The following is an 18,943-nucleotide window of genomic DNA, read 5'->3' on the forward strand; positions in this document are numbered from 1 at the left end:
GAGCGCACCGTCGCCTGGCTCGGCGGCTTCCGCCGGCTGCACCGCCGCTACGAACGCAAGGCCGACCACTTCGCAGCCTTCGCCAGCATCGCCGCAGCCCTCATCTGCACCCGACGGCTATCCAAATGAGATGTCTTCTTAGAGGCTGCGGGCGGTGATGTCGCCGTGGCCGGTGGTCGCGTGGACGGTCAGGTCGGCGGCGCCGTCGGCGTTCCGGAGTGCGTTGTGGATCCGGCCGTGGCCGGTGCCGGCGTTCAGGGCGGCGGAGACTCCGCGGGCGGCGCCGACCTCGATCCCGCCGGCCTCGGTGCGCAGCGTGACGGTGCCCTGGACGGCCTCGGTGATCCGGATGTCGCCCTTGCGGGTGCTGATCTCGGCGGGGCCGCCGAGGCGGGTGACCGAGATGTCGCCGGCGAGGAGGGTGAGGTGGGCGCCGGCGGTCTCGTCGAGTTCGACCGAGCCGTGGGAGAGCTCGACGGTGACGTCGCCGAGGCGTCCGGTGCTGCGGAGTTCGGCGGTGGCGGCCTTGGCGTCGACGCGGGAGCCGGCGGGCAGGTGAACGGTCACCTCGACGTGGCCGGAGGAGCCGAGGAGCCGGTTGTCGGCCGAGGTCCGGATCCGCAGGGCGCCGTCGGCGTACTCGACGGTGGTCTGCTCGGCGGCCTTCACGTCGCGGCTCTTCGAGGGGTCGGCGGGGAGGATCGCGACCGTGGTGTCGGCCCGGTCGGCGGCGATGAGCCGGATGCGTCCTGCGGGGATGTCGAGGACGGTGGCGACCGGGGCGGGGGTGTCGAACTTCTGCATGATGCTGTCCTTCGGCTTGTCGTTTCTGACGATGGAAAAGCTACGTTGCTTTCCAAGTCTCGGCAACAAGCTCGTTGCGCAGAAATCCTATTGATGCAGATAGAAGGCTTGAGATCGTTGCGAAGGCTTCGAATCAAATGCAACGATCACCAGCGGGTGCGTTGCAATGATTTGGATGTGAACGCTATGCTGGGGCATCACCGACCATGAAGGAGGCCGCGATGCCGGGAGGCAGGCTCACCCAGCAGGAACGCCAGCAGATCGCGTCGGGGGTGGCCGACGGGCTTGCCTACGCGGAGATCGCCAGGCGCCTCGACCGCCCTACCTCGACCGTCACGCGCGAGGTGATGCGCAACGGCGGCCCCACCGCCTACCGGGCCGACCTGGCCCACCGCGCCACCGAACGCCGGGCCCACCGGCGCACGCCGACCGCCCCCCGGGGCGCGCAGGAGCCCGCGCAGGCCCACGGCCGCGACGCCGAGGCGGTGCGCGAGTACGAGGAGACGTTCACCACCGTCCTGATGGCTTCGGGCATGCCCAAGATGATGTCGCGGGTGATGGCCTGTCTCACCCTCACCGACACGGGCAGCCTCACCGCGTCCGAACTCGCCCAGCGCCTCCAGGTCAGCCCGGCGTCCGTCTCCAAGGCGGTCACGTTCCTCGACAGCCAGGGCCTCGTCCGCCGGGAGCGCGACGAACGCCGGCGCGAGCGCTACGTCGTCGACGACGACGTCTGGTACCAGACGATGATCGCCAGCGCCCGCGCCACCGCCCAACTCGTCGAGATCGCACGGCAGGGTGTCGGCATCCTCGGCGCCGACACCCCGGCCGCGGCGCGCCTGGAGAACATCGCCCGCTTCGTCGACTTCGTCAGCGAGAGCATCACCCGGGCCGCCGAGCAGGCCCGCGAGATCCTCCACACGCGGGTCGAGCCGGGGGCGGGCGGTACGACCTGAGGGCCCGGCCCGCGCCGCACGGCTCGGCCGGTGTCGAGCGGGCCGGCCGGTCGGCCCTCGGTGAACCGCACGGAACGCGGAGAGCCGCAGCCGGCCGGCGGTGCGCCTGCGGCTCTCGTCCGGTCCCGGTCCGACGCTCCCGCGGCAGGGCCGGCGGGGCGGGCGGATCGCCCCTGCGGCCGCACCGGAGCTCGCCCGGCGGACAGGCTCTAGTGGACGCAGAACTCGTTGCCCTCGGGGTCCTGCATGACGACCCACGAACCGGCCGGCTCGTCGACGCGGGTGAGGACGGTGGCGCCGAGGGCCCGGAGGCGCTCGACGGCGTCGTCGCGGGTGCCGGGCTCCGGATGCACGTCGAGGTGCAGGCGGTTCTTGCCCTGCTTCGGTTCGGGGACCTGCTGGAAGAGGAGGCGGCGGCCGAGCCCGGTGTCGGTGGCCGGGTCGTGCGGGTCCTCGGGGTGGCGGACGGCGGCCAGGGTGCGCCAGGCGTGGCGGCCCCCGACCTCGGTGACGAGGTCGGGGCCGGCGGCTCCGGCGGCCAGCAGGCGGTCGATCAGGGCGCTGTGGTCCTCGACCGTGTAGTCGAGGGCGGCGGCCCAGAAGGCGGCCTGGCGGTGCGGGTCGGCACAGTCGATGACGAGCTTCCAGTGCAGTGGCATGTAACCGGTTATACCGGTAATCATGGGTGACGGGCAATCACCGTTCGGCGCGGGGTGTCAAAAAGGTGGCCGTGTAGGGCAGTTGGTGGAGGGAATACTGGCTGGACGGAGAGCGGGGAGGGGGATCGGCTGATGGTGCGAGAAGACCCGCCGGCGGGGGTGGAGGCGCAGTTGCTGCCGGAGCTGTTCCGGACGGCGGACCGGGCGTCCCTGGAGGGGCAGCAGCAGACACTGCGCTGGTACCGGGGCCTGATCGGGATGCTGGTGCTCGCGGCCGCGGTCGGGGCGCTGCCCGGTCCGGACGATCCGGACGAGGGCAGCCTCGTCCCGCTCTTCTCGGTGGTGGCGTTCCTGATCGCGGGCTATTTCTGGTCACGGCTTCGCCGAAGCAACCCGCAGGGGCGGTGGTACGAGGCGCGGGCGGCGGCCGAGTCGGTGAAGACGCTGGCCTGGAAGTACTCCGTACGGGCCGGGCCGTTCGAGGGTGACGCGGATTCGGCCGACGTCGACCGGGGCTACCTGCTCCAGATGGAGGACGTGCTGCGGGCGTTCGAGGACCCGGAGATCGTGCCGCCGGGGACGGCGGCCGAGATCACGCCGGAGATGCGCCGGGTGCGGGCGGAGTCGCTGACGGCCCGGCGGACGCTGTACCTGCGCACCCGGGTGGAGGGGCAGCGGACGTGGTACCGCTCGCGGGCCGAGTCCTGCGAGTCGCAGGCGGTCACCTGGGGGCTGGGCATCGCGACGCTGATCATCATCGGCGCCGCCGCGGCGATCGCGCAGGCGACCGGCGCACTGCAGGTGCACGTCTTCGGGGCGAGCTCGGCGGCGGCCGCGTCGATCATCGCCTGGACCCAGCTGAAGCAGCTCCGCCCGCTGGCGGCCGCGTACCAGCTGGCGGCGCGCGAGCTGGAGAACGTCGGCAACCAGCTCTCCGACCTCGACGTGCGGGCTCCGGACGCCGAGCAGCGCTGGGCCCGGCTGGCGGCCGAGGCGGAGGACGCGGTGTCGCGCGAGCACACCACCTGGCGTGCGCGCCGGGCCTTCCCGCGCTGACGGGGCCGCCGGCCGGACGGATGCGGGAGGCGCGGGAGGCGCGGGAGGCAGGAGAAGGGCGAGGGGCCCGGCCGCGTCGGCGGCGGGCCCCGTCGGCGTGCGCGGGCGGCGGTCCGGCGGGGGTCGCCGGCGCGGTCAGGAGTCCAGGGGCGCTAGACCGAACGGGTGGCCGGCCGGGTCGATCAGGACCTTGAGCGTCCGGCCGTGCTGGTACGTGGGCTCGGTCGCGCCGAGGGCCAGCGCGCGGGCGGTGGTCGCCTCCAGGTCGTCGACGTAGAAGTCCAGGTGGAAGTGCTTGCCGCCGTCCGGCTCGGTCCAGGGCTCCGGCCGGTAGCCGTTGACGCGCCCGAAGCCGAGCGGGCTGCCGCCCTCCGGGTTGTCCAGGATCGCGAACCGCTCGTCCGCGTGCCGCGTCTCCCACCCGAGCAGCTCACCGTAGAAGGCGGCCAGCGCGACCGGGTCGGCGCAGTCGATGGTGACCATGGCGAGCCGGGCGAAGCCGGTGTCGTTCTGCTCGGTGGCGAGGTCGGACATGGTCTGGTCGGCCCTTCTCCTGAGGGATGGGTGGGTACCCGTGCTTCCAGCATCGCGCTCGGCGCGGCCCACGGCACGGCGGGCCGGACCGCGAGCCGGCCCCGGGCGGGGTGGTGGACGGCAGGAGGGCGGGAAACCGGTTTTCTTTAGCGAGAGTAATGACGTAGGCTAAGGACATGCCCGAGATGTCCGAGCAGGACCTCGTAGCCATCAGTCAGCTGCGATCGTCCGCCATGCGCCTCTCCCGTCGCCTGCGTCACCAGCGGGTCGAGGAGTCGCTCAGCCCTACCGAGATCGGAGTGCTGGGCACCCTCGCACGGTGCGGGAAGGCCACACCGGGTGAGCTCGCCCGGAAGGAGCACGTACAGCCGCCCTCGATGACCAGGATCGTCGCGATGCTGGAGGAGAAGGGCCTCGTGCGGCGAGAGCCGCACCCGGAGGACCGCCGTCAGGTGGTCGTCAGCAGTACCGAACAGGCCGAGACGATCCTGGCGGAGAGCCGAAGCCGCCGGAACGCCTGGCTCGCCGAGCTCGCCGAGGGGCTCGACGAGGAGGAATGGGCCGTCCTGCGCGAGGCCGCGCCCGTGCTCTACAAGCTCGCACACCTCTAGGCACCGCCGTTCCGGTCAGCCGCCGGAGGACGAAGGAGAACCGCATCACCGCAGGACCGACCACCGAAACCAGGAGCGCGACGGCCATGCCACGGGCCGTCGCGCCGCGAGGGGAGACCACCGTGACACCGCCGGCCGCAGCCAGCGCCGCCATCCGCACCGACGACCACCGGACCGCCGACCCCGCCGCAGCGGGCGCCGCGGCAGCCGACGCCGAGGCGCCCGCCCCGACGGGGCTGCCGGGCAACGGCGACGACGACCCCGACGAACGCACCGCGGCGGAGGACCCCGCCGCTCCCGGACGCGCCCACCCGGCGCCCGCCGCCACCCCTCCCGCGGCGCGCCCCGCGCGGCCCCTCTCCGAGGCCACGCCTCCCACGGCGGAGGCCGACGCACCGGCCGGTGCCCGTTTCACCCGGCCCGGGGGGATGTTCTCCTCCCTGCGCGTCCGCAACTACCGCTACTACTTCGCCGGTCAGGTGGTGTCCAACACCGGTACCTGGATGCAGCGGATCGCCCAGGACTGGCTGGTGCTCAGCCTCACCGGCAGCCCGCTCGCCGTCGGCATCACCACCGCCATGCAGTTCCTGCCGATGCTGCTGCTCGGCCTGTTCGGCGGGGTGCTCGCGGACCGGATGCCCAAGCGCCGGCTGCTGATCTTCACCCAGGGGGCGATGGGCCTGCTCGCCGCCGGCCTCGCCGTGCTGACCGTCGGCGGCGTCGTGACCCCGTACTACGTGTACGTCTTCGCGCTGCTGCTCGGCCTGGTCACCGTGGTGGACAACCCGACCCGGCAGGCCTTCGTCTCCGAGATGGTCGGCCCGAAGGACCTCGCCAACGCGGTCAGCCTGAACGCCGCCAACTTCCAGACCGCCCGGCTGGTCGGCCCCGCCGTGGCGGGCCTGCTGATCGCCGCGGTCGGCAGCGGCTGGGCGTTCGCGGTGAACGCGCTCTCCTTCGCCGCCGTGATCGGCGGGCTGCTCGCCATGCGGCCGGGCGAACTGCGCCCGACCGCGCCGATCGCCCGTGAGAAGGGCCAGCTGCGCGAGGGCCTGCGGTACGTGAAGGAGCGGCCGGAACTGCTCTGGCCCATGGTGCTGGCCGGGTTCATCGGCACCTTCGGATTCAACTTCCCGACGCTGCTCTCCGGCTTCGCGACCGACACCTTCCACGTCGGCGCCGGGCAGTACGGCCTGCTGAACACCGCGATGGCGGTCGGCTCGCTGACCGGCGCGCTGATCGCGGCCCGGCGCGGCGCGCCCAGGCTGCGCCGGCTGGTGGGCGCCGCGCTGGCCTTCGGCCTGCTGGAGGTGGTGGCCGCGTTCGCGCCCGGCTACTGGACCTTCGCCGCGCTGCTCACCCTGATCGGCGTGTTCGGGCTGAGCTTCAACACCTCGGTCAACGCCGCGCTCCAGCTGGCCACCGAGCCCGCGATGCGCGGCCGGGTGATGGGCCTGCTGGTGCTGGTGTTCACCGGTGGCACGCCGATCGGCGCGCCGATCGTCGGCTGGGTCACCGCCTCGTACGGGCCCAGGCTCGGGCTGCTGGCCTGTGGACTGGTCTCGGCCCTGGCGGCCGGTGTGGTCGGCCTGGTGCTGGCCCGCAGCGCCGACCTGCGGCTCCGCTTCGCCCTGCACCCGGGGCACGGCGGCCGGGTGGTGGCCCTCGTGCCGCGCACCGCGGCGCCGGCCAAGTCCGAGCTCGCCGCCGCCTGCTGACGCCGCACCGGCCCGGACCCCGCGGAGGGGGCCGGGCCGGCGGCGGACTGGGCCGGGCGGAGGGGGCCGGACCGGGGCGGGCGCCGTCCGGCGGGCTCGTGCCGGGCCGGCGGCTCAGACCCTGATCGCGAGGATCTGGCCCTGCCAGGGGCCGGCCGGCTGCTCGACCTCGAAGGACTCCGTCTCGGTGAAGCCGAGCGCCCGGTACTGGCCGACCAGCTTGCGGTCGCCCCCGGCGAAGCAGTCCACCCGGAGCAGGCCGATGCCCCGGCGGCGGGTCTCCTCGATCGCGTCGGCGATCAGCGCGGCGCCGATCCCCGAGCCCTTCCGGGACCGGTCGGTCACCAGGTTGCGGATGTACACCTCGGGCTCGTCCACCGGGGTGGCGTAGTCGGGCCGCTCCTCGGAGAGGACGCAGGAGCCGACCGCCCGGCCGTCGTCGGCCACCGCGAGCCGGATCAGGTACGGCTCGGCGCCGTACTTCGCGATGTGCTCCACCCTGGCCTGGGTGCCGCTGAACGAGTGACTGCCCCACTGCCGCGTCCGGCCCTGGGAGGCGAGCCAGGCGACGGCGCCGTCGAGCAGGGCGAGGATGTCGGGGATGTCCTCGGGACCCCCGTTGCGGATCTTCATGAAAACCGTTCTAGCCCAAACCGTCGTGCGCGGGAAGATGGCCCCATGAGGCTCTTTGTGGCGGTGCTGCCGCCGGTGGAGGCATTGCAGGGGCTGGTCGACGCGGTGGCGCCGGTGCGCGAGCTGCCCGGGGCCGACCGGCTCCGCTGGACGGCGGTCGAGGGCTGGCACCTGACGCTGGCGTTCCTCGGTGAGGTGCCGGTCGAGCGGGTGCCGGAGCTCGAAACGGGTCTGGCCGGGGTGGCCGAGGTGCACGCGGCGCACCCGCTGCGGCTGGCCGGCGCCGGCCGGTTCGGGGACCGGGTGCTCTGGGCCGGGGTGGAGGGCCGGACCTGGGCGCTGCGCCGGCTGGCCGAAGCGGTGAACGACGCCACCGCCGGGGTGGTGGGTGAGGTGGACGCGTTCAGCTTCCACCCGCATCTGACCCTGGCCCGGGCCGGCTCGACGCGCGGGCACCGGCGGGCGGTGCAGCGGGCGGCGGCGGCGGAGCTGGACGGGCTGGCACTGGCGCTCGGGGAGTACCGGGGGCCGGAGTGGGAGGCCGCCGAGCTGCACCTGATGAAGAGCGAGCAGGACGGCGGGTTCGCGCACTACGAGACGGTCCGCTCCTGGCCGCTGGCCCGCTGGAGCTGAGAGCCGGACGGCGGGCCCGGTTCCCGCAGGCCCGGTTCCCGCGGGCCGGGTTCCCGCGGGCCGGGGCAGGCCGGAACCGGGCGGGCCGGGGCCGAGGGGGCCCGGTCAGGGCCACACGCGCATCGCGTCGGCGGCGACCCGCTCCAGCTCGGCGCGGGTCGCGCCGTCGCGGGCGCGCTGCGACATGCCCTGGACCACGGTCGCGGTGAACTGGGCCAGCGCCGCCGGGTCGGCCCCGGCGGGCTCGTGCCCGGCCGCGACGTCGGCCCGGATCAGCGACTCCAGGGCCCGGACGTTGGCGTTGCGCAGCGCCCGGACGGCCTCGACCACCTCCGGCGAGGTGCAGTTGACCGTCGAGCTGATCAGCAGGCAGCCCCACGGGTGGTCGGGGTCGGTGGCCTCGGCGGCGGCCTCGCGCAGCATCCGGGCCACCCCCGCCCGGGCGGTGGGCTCCTCGGCGAGCGCGCGGGCGGAGTAGGCGCCGTGGCTCTCCCGGTAGCGGGCGACCACCTCGTCGAAGAGCGCGCGCTTGTCGCCGAAGGCGGCGTAGAGGCTCGGCGGGCGGATGCCCATGACGGCGGTGAGGTCGGCGACCGAGGTCGCCTCGTAGCCGCGTTCCCAGAACAGCCGCAACGCCTGCTCCAGGGCGGCCTCGCGGTCGAAGGAGCGGGGCCGGCCGCGCTGCGCGGCGCCGGCCCGGGCGCCGGCGGTCGGTGCGGCGCCCGCTCCCGTCGTGGTGGTGCCGCTCTTCGCGCTGCTCGTCGTCGCCATGGGGTGATTCTATATCGACCACTACAGAAGGCGTGCTACGGTTCCTTTCATTAGCGACCGCTACATAAATGGGAGGGCGTAGCCATGGGGACGTCGACGGGCAGGCTGGCGGGGAGGACGGCGCTGGTCACGGGCGGCAGCCGGGGCATCGGGCGGGGGATCGCCGAGCGGCTGGGGCGGGACGGCGCCCTGGTCGCCGTCCACTACGGACGGAACGCGGCGGCGGCCGAGGAGGTCGTCAAGACGATCGAGCACGCCGGCGGCCGGGCCTTCGCGGTCGGTGCCGAGCTGGGCGTCCCCGGCGACGCCGAAGCGCTCTGGGCAGCCTTCGACGCGGGGCTGGCAGGGCAGAGGGCGGCGGGGGAAGGGGCAGAAGGCCGGGGGCCGGCCGGGCAGGGGGCGGCGGGCAGCCTGGACATCCTGGTCAACAACGCCGGGATCGGCCAGTACGGGCGGATCCACGAGGTGGCCGAGGCCGACTTCGACAAGGTGTTCGCGGTCAACGCGCGGGCGCCGTTCTTCGTCGTCCGGCACGGCCTGGAGCGGCTGCGCGACGGCGGCCGGATCGTCAACGTCTCCTCCGGCGTCACCCGGGTGGCGTTCCCGACGGCGATCGCCTACGCGATGACCAAGGGAGCGCTGAACACCCTGACGCTCACCCTCGCCGAGGAGCTGGGACCGCGCGGGATCACCGTCAACGCGGTGCTGCCGGGCGTGGTCGCCACGGACGTCAACCCCTGGCTGGACGACCCGCGGGCGCGCGCCCGGGTCGCCGCCTACTCGGCCTTCGACCGGGTCGGCGAGGCGTCCGACGTGGCGGACGTCGTCGCGTTCCTCGCCTCCGACGACGCCCGCTGGGTCACCGGCCAGAACCTGGACGCGAGCGGGGGGTCCAACCTCGGCGTCTGACCGCCGGCGGGCCGGGGGTACGCTCGTTGACCGTGGATCCCAAGACTCGTATGCGTATCGTGACCGGAGCCCTGGTGCTGCTGCTGGTCGTCGTGCTGATCAGCTCACTGGTCGGCCAGTAGCGTCCCCGGCGAGGGGGCCGCAGACGTCCCCGGAGAACGGGAAGGGCCACCGCCCGGAGGCGGTGGCCCTTCGTCCGTCGTGCCGACCGGTCGGGATCAGAGCTGTCCGACCACGTAGTCGATGCAGGCGGTGAGCGCCTCGACGTCGGCCGGGTCGACGGCCGGGAACATCGCGACGCGCAGCTGGTTGCGGCCCAGCTTGCGGTACGGCTCGGTGTCGACGATGCCGTTGGCACGCAGTGCCTTGGCGACGGCGGCGGCATCCACGGCGTCGTCGAAGTCGATCGTGCCGACCACCTGCGAACGCTCGTCCGGGTTCGCCACGAACGGGCTGGCGAACGAGGACTTCTCGGCCCAGCCGTACAGGCGGGACGAGGAATCAGCCGTACGGGCGACGGCCCAGTCGAGCCCGCCGTTGCCGTTGAGCCACTCCAGCTGGTCGGCCAGGAGGAACAGGGTGGCGATCGACGGGGTGTTGTACGTCTGGTCCTTCGACGAGTTGTCGATGGCCGTCGGCAGGTCGAAGAACGGCGGGATGTAGCGGCCGGAGCCGGCGATCTCGGCGGCGCGCTCCAGCGCGGCCGGGGAGAAGGTCGCCAGCCAGAGGCCGCCCTCGGCGGCGAAGGACTTCTGCGGGGCGAAGTAGTAGACGTCGGTCTCGGTGATGTCCACCGGCAGGCCGCCGGCACCCGAGGTGGCGTCCACCAGGACCAGCGAGCCCTGGTCGCCGCCGGCCGGACGCGCGATGGGCATCGCGACACCGGTCGAGGTCTCGTTGTGGGTGAGCGCGTAGACGTCCACGCCCGCCTCGGCGACCGGCAGCGGGTGGGTGCCCGGGGCGGTCTTGATCACGCTCGGCTCGGCGAGCCACGGCGCGGCCTTGACCGAGGAGGCGAACTTGGAGGAGAACTCACCGAAGTCGAGGTGCTGGGACTTCTCCCGCACCAGGCCGAAAGCCGCGATGTCCCAGAAGGCGGTGGACCCGCCGTTGCCGAGGACCACCTCGTACCCCTCGGGGAGGGAGAAGAGGCTGCTCACGCCCTCGCGCACGCGCTTGACCAGGTTCTTGACCGGGGCCTGGCGGTGCGAGGTGCCGAGCAGGGAGGTCTCGGTGGCGGCGAGGGCACTCAGGGCCTCGGGGCGCACCTTGGACGGGCCGCAGCCGAAACGGCCGTCTGCGGGCTTGATGTCAGCGGGGATCTGGATCTGAGCCACGGGCGGCAGCCTACCGGCCGGGTCGACCGGGAATCGACGGGAGTCCGCCCGCTGAGATGCGATCTTCCCGGCCGCGAGCTGCGGAAACAGCGGGTCCGGTCGGTACCGGACCCGCTGTTTCGCAGGGGCTCAGTTCAGGGCGGTCGGGGTGGCCGGGGGGCGTGCAGGGCGCGCGGTGCACGCGGGGCGCGGAGTGCCCCGCGCCGTGAGCGGCGAAATCAGCCGGCTCGGCGGCTCGGCGGCCCGGCGGCCTGGTGACCTGGTGGCCCGGCGGCCTGGTGGCCCGGCGGCCCGGTGGACTCAGCGGGCGATGGCCTCGTAGCCCTCGATGTCGTGGGGGCTGCGCGGGTTGGGGCCGATGTAGCGCGCAGCGGGGCGCACGAGCCGGCCCGTGCGCTTCTGCTCCAGGATGTGCGCCGACCAGCCGGCGGTCCGGGCACAGGTGAACATCGAGGTGAACATGTGTGCGGGGACCTCGGCGAAGTCCAGCATGATGGCGGCCCAGAACTCGACGTTGGTGGCCAGCACACGGTCCGGACGGCGGTTGTGCAGCTCCTCCAGCGCGGCCTTCTCCAGCGCCTCGGCGACCTCGAAGCGCGGCGCGCCGAGCTCCTTGGCGGTGCGGCGCAGCACGCGGGCACGCGGGTCCTCGGCGCGGTAGACGCGGTGGCCGAAGCCCATCAGGCGCTCGCCCTTGTCCAGCGCGTTCTTGACCCAGGTGGTGGCGTCGCCGGTGCGCTCGATCTCCTCGATCATGCCGAGCACCCGGGACGGCGCGCCGCCGTGCAGCGGGCCGGACATCGCGCCGACCGCGCCGGAGAGGGCGGCCGCGACGTCGGCGCCGGTGGAGGCGATGACGCGGGCGGTGAAGGTGGAGGCGTTCATGCCGTGCTCGGCGGCGGACGTCCAGTAGGCGTCGATGGCCTTGACGTGCTTCGGGTCGGGCTCGCCCCGCCAGCGGATCATGAACCGCTCGACGACCGTCTCGGCCTTGTCGATCTCGCTCTGCGGGACCATCGGCAGACCCTGGCCGCGGGCGGACTGGGCCACGTAGGAGAGGGCCATGACGGCGGCGCGCGCGAGGTCGTCGCGGGCCTGCGCGGCGTCGATGTCCAGCAGCGGCTTGAGGCCCCAGACCGGGGCGAGCATGGCGAGGGCGGACTGCACGTCCACCCGGATGTCGCCGGAGTGGACGGGGATCGGGAAGGGTTCGGCGGCCGGCAGGCCGGGGTTGAACTTGCCGTCGACCAGCAGGCCCCAGACATGGCCGAAGGAGACGTGGCCGACCAGGTCGTCGATGTCGACGCCTCGGTACCGCAGGGCGCCGCCTTCACGGTCGGGTTCGGCGATCTCGCTCTCGAAAGCGACGACACCTTCGAGCCCGGGTACGAAGTCGGACATGCACGGCTCCTTCAGTTCTGCGATCGGCGGGCCGCCGTGGTGGGGAGGCACGCCTGTGACCGAATGGTGGTTGGCACTCGGTGCCAGGGTGACAGGCACGGGGTGCATTACGCCATACACCACCGTGCTGATGTTTTCCGGGGGCCCGCTTGACTTTTCGCCCGAAGACCGGTCGTGTCCGGCGAATCTCCGGAACCGCGGCCCAGATTCCGGACAAATCACCGTACGACGGGCGGCCGAACGGTGGCGAGTCACCTTATCTCCCACCGGGGTTTGTCCGGAGGTAGCGGTGCCGGTTGCTTGTCGTACGGGATGATGTTGACGTGCAGACCCCGGACCGCGCCCAGTCGACGCCCCTGACCCCCGTCACCCGGATCCTGGCCGACGAGGCCCGCCCCGGACCGGACCTCACCGTGATGCGCAAGCACTACGCGCACGAGGGACTGGTCGAGGAGCGGCTCGCCGCGGAGCCGGTCGCCCAGTTCACCCGGTGGTTCCACGACGCGGACGAGGCCGGGGTGGTGGAGCCCAACGCCATGGTGCTCTCCACCGCCGACGCCGAGGGGCGGCCCGGCTCGCGGACGGTCCTGCTCAAGGGCTTCGACGCCCGCGGCTTCGTCTTCTTCACCAACTACGGCTCGCGCAAGGGCACCGAGCTGGCCGCCAATCCGCACGCGGCGCTGCTCTTCCCGTGGATCGCGCTGGCCCGCCAGGTGATCGTCCAGGGCCGGGTGGAGAAGGTCGGCCGGGACGAGACCGCCGCCTACTTCCGGACGCGCCCGCACGGCTCGCAGCTCGGCGCCTGGGCCAGCGAGCAGTCCAGCCCGGTCGCCTCCCGCGAGGTGCTGGAGCAGCGGTACGCGGAGCTGGAGCGGCGCTACCCGGAGGGCGAGGGGGTGCCGGTGCCGCCGTTCTGGGGCGGCTACCGGGTGGTGCCGGAGATCGTCGAGTTCTGGCAGGGCCGGGAGAACCGGCTGCACGACCGGCTGCGCTACCTGGCCGACCCGGCCGCGCCGACCGGCTGGCGGGTGGAGCGGCTCTGCCCGTGAAGCCTGGCGCGGCGCCCGCAGCGGAACTGATGGCCCGTCAAGATCAGGTGTAGGATGCGCGTCGCAGGCCGGGCCTCCGGCCCGGCCGCCGGCCCCCCGGGCCGAGACGATCGAGTGAGGGACTGATGGGCGTCACCGGCGCGGAAACCGCCTCTGGGCTCGGCTCTGACCTGGTCGACGTCACCGCCCTGCCGCTCGGCGAGCTCGACGCGCTGCCCGACACCGTGCTCGGCGAACTCCTGCGCCGGGTCGTCGCGGATGCCCTGGCCCCCGGTGCGGAGCCCTTCGCGGCCTTCCAATCCGCGCTGTAGCCGTCCCGGTTCCCGCCGCGGCCGTCCCGTTCCTCGCGGTCGGGTTTGCCGACTCGCCCGCGCGACCGGTGGAGTTCGCGACATGCTGGGTATGACACCAGCGCAGGCGCGGCACAGTCAGGTCCGGGGGATGTCATGCGACCGTACTTCTTCTTCAGCTACGCGCGTCGCGACTACGAGGCCGAGGACGCCTTCGTCGACCAGTTCTTCAACGACCTGAGGGACGAGCTCGGCCTGATCGAGCCCGCCGCCGGCGCCGACGAGATCGCCTACCGGGACACCGAGCGGCTGCGCCTCGGCGACAACTGGGAGCAGCAGCTGGCCCGCATGCTGGCCCGCTGCCGGACCATGGTGGCGCTCTACTCCCCGGCCTACTTCGCGAGCCTCTACTGCGGCAAGGAGTGGACGGCCTTCCGCGGCCGGGTCCGCCGGCACGAGGAGCTGGCCGGTGACGTCGTCCCGGCGCTCGTCCCGGTGCTCTGGGAGTCCCTGCCGGACGCGCTGCCCGACGAGGTCCTGAAGATTCAGTACGTCCAGCAGGGCATGGGCGAGACCTACGTCCGCTCGGGCCTTCGCGACCTGCTGCGCACGGACCCGCTCGGCGCCGAGTACCGGCAGGTGGTGCGGGTGGTGGCCGAGCGGATCAGGGACGCCGCCGCCCGCCGGCTCACCGAGCTGCCCGACTTCGACCTCGGCGCCGTCCGCGGCTACTTCCCGGTGGCGCCCCCCGTGCGGCCCGCGCCCACGGCCGGGATGGTCCGGCTCTTCGTCGCCGCGGGGCGGGCCTCCGACCCGCCGCCCGGCCGGGGCGCGGAACGGGCGCCCGACGGCGCGGTCCCCGGCCAGGCCGGGCCCGGTGCCGTCCCCGCCCAGCCCGGACCCGCCCGCCGGGGCGGCTGGTACGGCGCCAAACCCTGGCACTGGGCCCCGTACCATCCGCCGACCCACCCGTCGCTGGTGGTCCGGGCCCAGCAGGTGATCACCGCGGCCGGGCACACCACCACCCTGGAGGAGGTCGCCCCCGGCCTCGGCGAGTGGCTCGACCGGGCCCGTGAGGACAACCAGGTGAGCGTGCTGCTGGTGGACCCGTGGGTGGCCGGCAGCGACGCCTACCGGACGGCGCTGCGCGAGTACGACGAGCAGAACCACCCGGTCACCGGGGTGATGGTCCCGGTCGGCAGCGGCGACCCGGCCGCCGGCCCGGAGCGCGACGCGCTCTGGGCCGGCGTGCGCGGAGTGTTCCGCCGGAGCTGGCTGCGCCGGAGCGACCCGGAGCAGTTGTTCCGCGTCGCGGTGCCCCGGGAGAGCTTCGACAACCAGCTCACCATCATGGTGACGATCGCTCAGAACAAGCTCATGGACGACAACTTCGATTGGGGGGACGATGGCGACGGTGCCGTCTTCGGCCTCGGTCCGGGCGGTGCGGAAGCCGGTCCGGCGATGCCCGGGCTGGCCGTTCCGGCGTGGCCACCGGGCCCGCGCCGCAGCCCGGACGGCGCGGCAGTGCCGCTGAAGGGGGATCAGGACGATGTTCGCTGAGCCCGGCCTGGAGCCGGAGCGGACCGGACCGGGAACGGTCGTCACCTTCTACTCCTTCAAGGGCGGCACCGGCAGAACCATGGCCCTGGCCAACGTCGGCTGGATCCTCGCCAGCCGCGGCCTGCGCGTCCTCGTGGTCGACTGGGACCTGGAGGCGCCCGGCCTGCACCGCTACTACCACCCGCTGCTGGTCGACCCGGAGCTGCACGCCACCGACGGCCTGATCGACCTGCTGCGCGCCTACGTCAAGCAGGCGCTGCCCTCCGCGGTGGGGCCGGCCGGCCTCGCCCCCGGTGCCTGGCTGGACGAGCCGGGCCGGCTCGACGCCTACATCTGCGGACTCGCGCTCGACCTGCCGGACGGCGGTCGCCTCGACTTCCTGCCCGCCGGCCGGCAGAACGCCGCGTACCCCGCCGCCGTGACCAGCTTCAACTGGCGCAGCTTCTACCACGGCCGGGACATCCGGGGCGGAGAGTTCCTGCGCGAGCTGCGCGAACGCTGGGCGCTGGCCTACGACTACGTGCTGATCGACAGCCGCACCGGGGTCAGCGACACCTCCGGCATCTGCACCGTGCTGATGCCCGACACCGTCGTCGACTGCTTCACCTTCAGTGCCCAGAACATCCGCGGCGGGGTCGACGCCGCGCGCACCATCGCCGAGGCCGAGGAGCGGGCGATCCGGGTCCTGCCCGTCCCGATGCGGGTCGAGGACGCCGAACAGGAGCGGCTGGAGGCCGGCCGGGACTACGCCCGCGAGGCCTTCGCCCCCTACCTCGGCCGCTGGCTCCCGGCCGACCGCCGGGTCGGCTACTGGAGCGACGTCGAAGTCCCCTACAAGCCCTTCTACGCGTACGAGGAGGTGCCCGCCACCGTCGCCGACCGACCGCAGGAGGCGCGCAGCCTGCTCAACGCCTTCGAACGGCTGGCCGCCTGGATCACCGACGGCCGGGTCCGCGCGCTGCGCCCGCTCACCGGCGAGGCCCGCCGCCGGCTGTACGGCGCCTACCTGCGCTCCACCCGCACCACGCCCCGCCAGGTGTACGTCAGCTACGCCCCCGAGGACCGGATGTGGGCCGAGTGGGCCGCGGCCACCCTCACCGGCTTCGGCTACCAGACCTCGCTGCACAACGCCGCGGAGACGCACACCGGGCCGCCCCCGGAGGCCGCCGGCCCGCTGGACGGGCAGGGCCGGATGCTCGCCCTGCTCTCGCCCGAGTACACCGCGCTGGCCCGCGCCGCCGAGGCCTGGCAGCTGCTCGGCGGGCGCGATCCGGTCAGCGGTTCACCGCTGCTGGTCGCGCTGCGGCTCCAGGGCTCGGACGAGCCGGTGCCCCGCCCGTTCGTCGGCCCGGCCGCGCCCGACCTCGTCCGCTCCTCCGCCCTGCTCGCGGAGTCCCAGCTCTACAACGAGCTCGGTCCGCCGCCCGGGTCGAGCCGTCAACCGGACACCGACAGCGGCGAGTTCGCCACTCCTGCGCGCTTCCCCGGGGCCGCGCCGCGGATCCAGGAGGTGCCCTCGCGCAACGCCTCCTTCACCGGTCGCGGCCGGCTCCTCGAACTGCTCCGCAACCGCTTCACCGCCGGGTCCGCCGCCGTCCTCAGCCAGGTGCTGTACGGCTTCGGCGGCGCGGGCAAGTCGCAGATCGCGGCCGAGTACGCGCACCGCTTCAAGGCCGCCTACGACGTCGTCTGGTGGGTGCCCGCCGAGGAACCCGCCAACATCCCGCAGAAGCTCGCCGAGCTGGCGCCCCGGCTCGGGGTGGAGAGCAGCGACGACGTCGCGCACACCGCCGCCGCCGTGCTCGACGCGCTGCGCCGCGGCCAGCCCCACGGGCGCTGGCTGCTGGTCTACGACAACGCCGGCACCCCCGACGAGCTCGCGCCCTGGCTGCCGGCCGGCCCCTCCGGCGGCCACGTGCTGATCACCTCCCGCAACCAGGGCTGGTCCAAGCACGCCGGGCTGGCGGAGGTCGACGTGTTCCTCCGGGAGGAGAGCATCCGGTTGCTGCGCCGCTTCAACACCGGTCTCGCCCCCGCCGACGCCGACCAGGTCGCCGACCGGCTCGGCGACCTCCCGCTCGCCATCGGGCAGGCCGCCGTCTGGCTGCAGGAGACCTCGATGCCGTTCTCCACCTACCTGGAACTGCTCGACGACGCCCTCACCGAGATGCTGGAGCGCACCCGGCTCCGCCCCGCCGAGTACCCGCACTCCGCCGCCGCGACCTGGCGGATCTCGGTGGAGGAGCTGCGCGGCGTCAACGCGCCGGCCGCCCAGATCCTGGAGATCTGTGCCTTCTTCGGCCCGGACGCCATCCCGATGCGGCTGCTCTACAGCCGGCCGGTGACCCACGCCCTGCGCCTGCCGCCCCGCGCGCCCCGCGACAAGCTGGCGATCGGCGAGTTCCTGCGCGCGATCAACCGGTACGGCCTGGCCCGTACCGACCAGGGCAGCGGGACCATCACCGTGCACCGGCTGGTCCAGGCGGTGCTCCGCGACCAGGTGGACGGGCACGAGCGGTCCGAGATCCGGGGCGTGGTGCACGCCGCGCTCGCAGCCGCCAACCCCGGCGAGCCCGACGTCCCCGCCAACTGGCCGCAGTACGCCGCCCTGCTGCCCCACCTCTGGCCGTCCGCCGCGACCGGGAGCGCCGACGAGGACGTCCGGCAGTGGATCATCGACTCGGTGCGCTACCAGTGGAAGCGCAGCCTGCACGAGTCCGGCCGCGAGCTCGCCGAGCGCACCCTGGAGCACTGGCGGCGGCCCGGCTTCGGCGGCCCCGGCTTCGACGCCGACAACGACGCGCAGACCCTGATGCTGCGCACCCAGCTCAGCAACATCCGGCGCTCCCAGGGCGCCCTGCACGAGGCGTACGCGATGGACAAGGACATCCTGGAGCGGTTCACCGACACCCTCGGCCCGGAGCACTCCCACACCCTCGCCGTCGCCAACAGCCTCGGCGCCGACCTGCGCTCGCTCGGCCGCTACCGGGAGGCCCGGGCGCTGGACCGCCGGACGCTGGACGCGGCCCGGCGCACGCTCGGACCCGACCACCCGCGCACCCTCATGATCACCAACAACCTGGCCGTCTCCGACTACCTCGCGGGGGACCGCCGGGCCGCCCTGGAACGCCACCGCAGCAACTACCTCCAGCAGCGGGAGGCGCTCGGGGCGCACAGCCTCTACGCGCTTTCCTCGGCCTCCAACTACGCCCGCGACCTGCGCGAGACCGGCCGGCTGCGGGAGGCGCTGGACCTGCTGGAGGAGACCGTCCGGATCTACCAGCAGACCATCGGCGACGGCCACACCGACACCCTGCGCGCCCGCAAGAACCTCGCCGTCGCGCTGCGCCGGGCCGGCCGCTACAACGAGGCGCTGGAGATCGACGAGGACATCTACCAGCGCTACCTCGACATCAACGGGCCCGAGCACCCCGACACCCTGGCCGCCGCGACCAACCTGGCCAGCGACCTCAACGCGCTCGGCGACACCGACCGGGCCATCCAGCTCGCCGAGCGGGCCCTCGCCCGGTACCGGGACTACCTCGGGGAGGACCACCCGGTCACCCTGGCCGGCGCCAACAACCTCTCCGTCTACCTCCGGCTCGCCGGCCGCGGCCAGGAGGCCCGCGAGCTCTCCGGGCGGACGCTGGACCAGTTCCGGGCCGTCCTCGGCGACGGTCACCTCTACATCCCGATCGCGATGATGAACCACGCCAACGACCTGGTGCTGGTGGGGGAGCCCGCCGCCGCCCTCGCCCTGGAGGAGGAGGCCCGGCCGCTCATGGTCGAGACCCTCGGCCCGGACCACTACGACGCCATCGGCATCGGCTCCAACCTCGCGCTCTCGCTCGTCGCCGCGGGCGAACGGGAGCGCGCGGCCCAGTTGCGCGCCGACTGCGCCCGGCGGGCGCGGCGCACCCTGGGGGACGAACACCCGACGACCGTGGCGGTCCTGGCGGGCCTGCGGCTGGACTCGGACATCGAGCCGCCGTCCGTGTGACCGGCCGTCGGATCGCCTGCGG

General features: G+C 73.6%; 17 protein-coding genes and 1 pseudogene. 11 read left to right on the top strand and 7 right to left on the bottom strand.

Annotation, left to right across the window (positions count from 1 at the left end; all coding sequences use genetic code 11):
* Nucleotides 1–129, top strand: a pseudogene (locus PUR56_RS42400) (IS5/IS1182 family transposase); the annotation flags it as partial.
* 9 nt (nt 130–138) lie between these two features.
* Here PUR56_RS42400 and PUR56_RS42405 read toward each other — a convergent pair.
* Entirely contained in the window at nt 139–804 is a 666-nt protein-coding gene (locus PUR56_RS42405) for a DUF4097 family beta strand repeat-containing protein (protein ID WP_329952933.1), read from the bottom strand.
* Nucleotides 805–1,025: 221 nt separating this feature from the next.
* Between PUR56_RS42405 and PUR56_RS42410 the strand changes: the two genes are divergently transcribed.
* Nucleotides 1,026–1,760: a GbsR/MarR family transcriptional regulator gene (locus PUR56_RS42410; RefSeq protein ID WP_329952934.1), complete on the top strand. Its 735-nt coding sequence runs from the start codon at nt 1,026–1,028 to the stop codon at nt 1,758–1,760.
* Nucleotides 1,761–1,969: 209 nt separating this feature from the next.
* Here the strand turns inward: PUR56_RS42410 and PUR56_RS42415 are convergent, their stop codons facing one another.
* Nucleotides 1,970–2,419, bottom strand: coding sequence for a VOC family protein (locus tag PUR56_RS42415; RefSeq protein ID WP_329952935.1), 450 nt, complete (start codon nt 2,417–2,419; stop codon nt 1,970–1,972).
* A 132-nt stretch (nt 2,420–2,551) separates the two neighbouring features.
* Here PUR56_RS42415 and PUR56_RS42420 point away from each other — a divergent pair, with 132 nt between their 5' ends.
* Nucleotides 2,552–3,475, top strand: coding sequence for a DUF4231 domain-containing protein (locus tag PUR56_RS42420; RefSeq protein WP_329883247.1), 924 nt, complete (start codon nt 2,552–2,554; stop codon nt 3,473–3,475).
* A 135-nt stretch (nt 3,476–3,610) separates the two neighbouring features.
* Here PUR56_RS42420 and PUR56_RS42425 read toward each other — a convergent pair whose 3' ends face one another.
* Nucleotides 3,611–4,009, bottom strand: coding sequence for a VOC family protein (locus PUR56_RS42425; protein WP_329952936.1), 399 nt, complete (start codon nt 4,007–4,009; stop codon nt 3,611–3,613).
* A 176-nt stretch (nt 4,010–4,185) separates the two neighbouring features.
* On the opposite strand from PUR56_RS42425, the gene PUR56_RS42430 reads away from it, so the two are divergent.
* Both PUR56_RS42430 and PUR56_RS42435 read left to right on the top strand, forming a co-directional pair.
* A complete protein-coding gene (locus PUR56_RS42430) occupies nt 4,186–4,620 on the top strand; it encodes a MarR family winged helix-turn-helix transcriptional regulator (RefSeq protein WP_329883249.1) in 435 nt (144 codons plus the stop codon).
* An 86-nt stretch (nt 4,621–4,706) separates the two neighbouring features.
* Nucleotides 4,707–6,338 (top strand): MFS transporter, encoded by a 1,632-nt coding sequence (locus PUR56_RS42435; protein WP_380362759.1) that lies wholly within the window; start codon nt 4,707–4,709, stop codon nt 6,336–6,338.
* Between the two features lie 114 nt (nt 6,339–6,452).
* Here the strand turns inward: PUR56_RS42435 and PUR56_RS42440 are convergent, their stop codons facing one another.
* Nucleotides 6,453–6,971, bottom strand: a complete 519-nt coding sequence (locus tag PUR56_RS42440; protein ID WP_329952937.1) for a GNAT family N-acetyltransferase — start codon at nt 6,969–6,971, stop codon at nt 6,453–6,455.
* 45 nt (nt 6,972–7,016) lie between these two features.
* Here PUR56_RS42440 and thpR point away from each other — a divergent pair, with 45 nt between their 5' ends.
* Nucleotides 7,017–7,604, top strand: a complete 588-nt coding sequence (gene thpR / locus PUR56_RS42445; RefSeq protein ID WP_329952938.1) for an RNA 2',3'-cyclic phosphodiesterase — start codon at nt 7,017–7,019, stop codon at nt 7,602–7,604.
* Nucleotides 7,605–7,709: 105 nt separating this feature from the next.
* Here the strand turns inward: thpR and PUR56_RS42450 are convergent, their stop codons facing one another.
* Entirely contained in the window at nt 7,710–8,375 is a 666-nt protein-coding gene (locus tag PUR56_RS42450; protein ID WP_329952939.1) for a TetR/AcrR family transcriptional regulator, read from the bottom strand.
* Nucleotides 8,376–8,459: 84 nt separating this feature from the next.
* Here PUR56_RS42450 and PUR56_RS42455 point away from each other — a divergent pair, with 84 nt between their 5' ends.
* The gene (locus PUR56_RS42455) at nt 8,460–9,284 is read left to right on the top strand and encodes an SDR family oxidoreductase (RefSeq protein ID WP_329952940.1); all 825 of its coding nucleotides are present in this window, start codon (nt 8,460–8,462) and stop codon (nt 9,282–9,284) included.
* 218 nt (nt 9,285–9,502) lie between these two features.
* Here PUR56_RS42455 and serC read toward each other — a convergent pair whose 3' ends face one another.
* A complete protein-coding gene (gene serC, locus PUR56_RS42460) occupies nt 9,503–10,621 on the bottom strand; it encodes a phosphoserine transaminase (RefSeq protein WP_329883254.1) in 1,119 nt (372 codons plus the stop codon).
* Nucleotides 10,622–10,921: 300 nt separating this feature from the next.
* Nucleotides 10,922–12,022, bottom strand: coding sequence for a citrate synthase 2 (locus tag PUR56_RS42465; protein WP_329952941.1), 1,101 nt, complete (start codon nt 12,020–12,022; stop codon nt 10,922–10,924).
* Nucleotides 12,023–12,438: 416 nt separating this feature from the next.
* On the opposite strand from PUR56_RS42465, the gene pdxH reads away from it, so the two are divergent.
* The 4 genes from pdxH to fxsT all read left to right on the top strand — a co-directional run bounded on the left by pdxH (nt 12,439) and on the right by fxsT (nt 18,921).
* Nucleotides 12,439–13,071 carry a pyridoxamine 5'-phosphate oxidase gene (gene pdxH, locus PUR56_RS42470; RefSeq protein WP_329883362.1) on the top strand — a complete coding sequence of 211 codons (633 nt, stop codon included), beginning with the start codon at nt 12,439–12,441 and terminating at the stop codon, nt 13,069–13,071.
* A 125-nt stretch (nt 13,072–13,196) separates the two neighbouring features.
* Nucleotides 13,197–13,382: an FxSxx-COOH cyclophane-containing RiPP peptide gene (gene fxsA, locus PUR56_RS42475; protein ID WP_329952942.1), complete on the top strand. Its 186-nt coding sequence runs from the start codon at nt 13,197–13,199 to the stop codon at nt 13,380–13,382.
* Between the two features lie 135 nt (nt 13,383–13,517).
* Nucleotides 13,518–14,921 carry a TIR-like protein FxsC gene (locus PUR56_RS42480; RefSeq protein WP_329952943.1) on the top strand — a complete coding sequence of 468 codons (1,404 nt, stop codon included), beginning with the start codon at nt 13,518–13,520 and terminating at the stop codon, nt 14,919–14,921.
* Nucleotides 14,911–18,921, top strand: coding sequence for an FxSxx-COOH system tetratricopeptide repeat protein (gene fxsT / locus PUR56_RS42485; protein WP_329952944.1), 4,011 nt, complete (start codon nt 14,911–14,913; stop codon nt 18,919–18,921). The genes PUR56_RS42480 and fxsT overlap by 11 nt, the downstream gene beginning before the upstream one ends.
* Nucleotides 18,922–18,943: the final 22 nt, after the last annotated feature.

This window comes from Streptomyces sp. BE303 (genome assembly GCF_036290945.1).
Lineage (GTDB): Bacteria > Actinomycetota > Actinomycetes > Streptomycetales > Streptomycetaceae > Kitasatospora.

Bases quoted from the DNA above. Each gene is read 5' to 3' on its own strand.
- PUR56_RS42405 (WP_329952933.1), bottom strand. From the start codon at position 804: ATGCAGAAGTTCGACACCCCCGCCCCGGTCGCCACCGTCCTCGACATC.
- PUR56_RS42410 (WP_329952934.1), top strand. From the start codon at position 1,026: ATGCCGGGAGGCAGGCTCACCCAGCAGGAACGCCAGCAGATCGCGTCG.
- PUR56_RS42415 (WP_329952935.1), bottom strand. From the start codon at position 2,419: ATGCCACTGCACTGGAAGCTCGTCATCGACTGTGCCGACCCGCACCGC.
- PUR56_RS42420 (WP_329883247.1), top strand. From the start codon at position 2,552: ATGGTGCGAGAAGACCCGCCGGCGGGGGTGGAGGCGCAGTTGCTGCCG.
- PUR56_RS42425 (WP_329952936.1), bottom strand. From the start codon at position 4,009: ATGTCCGACCTCGCCACCGAGCAGAACGACACCGGCTTCGCCCGGCTC.
- PUR56_RS42430 (WP_329883249.1), top strand. From the start codon at position 4,186: ATGCCCGAGATGTCCGAGCAGGACCTCGTAGCCATCAGTCAGCTGCGA.
- PUR56_RS42435 (WP_380362759.1), top strand. From the start codon at position 4,707: ATGCCACGGGCCGTCGCGCCGCGAGGGGAGACCACCGTGACACCGCCG.
- PUR56_RS42440 (WP_329952937.1), bottom strand. From the start codon at position 6,971: ATGAAGATCCGCAACGGGGGTCCCGAGGACATCCCCGACATCCTCGCC.
- thpR (WP_329952938.1), top strand. From the start codon at position 7,017: ATGAGGCTCTTTGTGGCGGTGCTGCCGCCGGTGGAGGCATTGCAGGGG.
- PUR56_RS42450 (WP_329952939.1), bottom strand. From the start codon at position 8,375: ATGGCGACGACGAGCAGCGCGAAGAGCGGCACCACCACGACGGGAGCG.
- PUR56_RS42455 (WP_329952940.1), top strand. From the start codon at position 8,460: ATGGGGACGTCGACGGGCAGGCTGGCGGGGAGGACGGCGCTGGTCACG.
- PUR56_RS42465 (WP_329952941.1), bottom strand. From the start codon at position 12,022: ATGTCCGACTTCGTACCCGGGCTCGAAGGTGTCGTCGCTTTCGAGAGC.
- pdxH (WP_329883362.1), top strand. From the start codon at position 12,439: ATGCGCAAGCACTACGCGCACGAGGGACTGGTCGAGGAGCGGCTCGCC.
- fxsA (WP_329952942.1), top strand. From the start codon at position 13,197: ATGGGCGTCACCGGCGCGGAAACCGCCTCTGGGCTCGGCTCTGACCTG.
- PUR56_RS42480 (WP_329952943.1), top strand. From the start codon at position 13,518: ATGCGACCGTACTTCTTCTTCAGCTACGCGCGTCGCGACTACGAGGCC.
- fxsT (WP_329952944.1), top strand. From the start codon at position 14,911: ATGTTCGCTGAGCCCGGCCTGGAGCCGGAGCGGACCGGACCGGGAACG.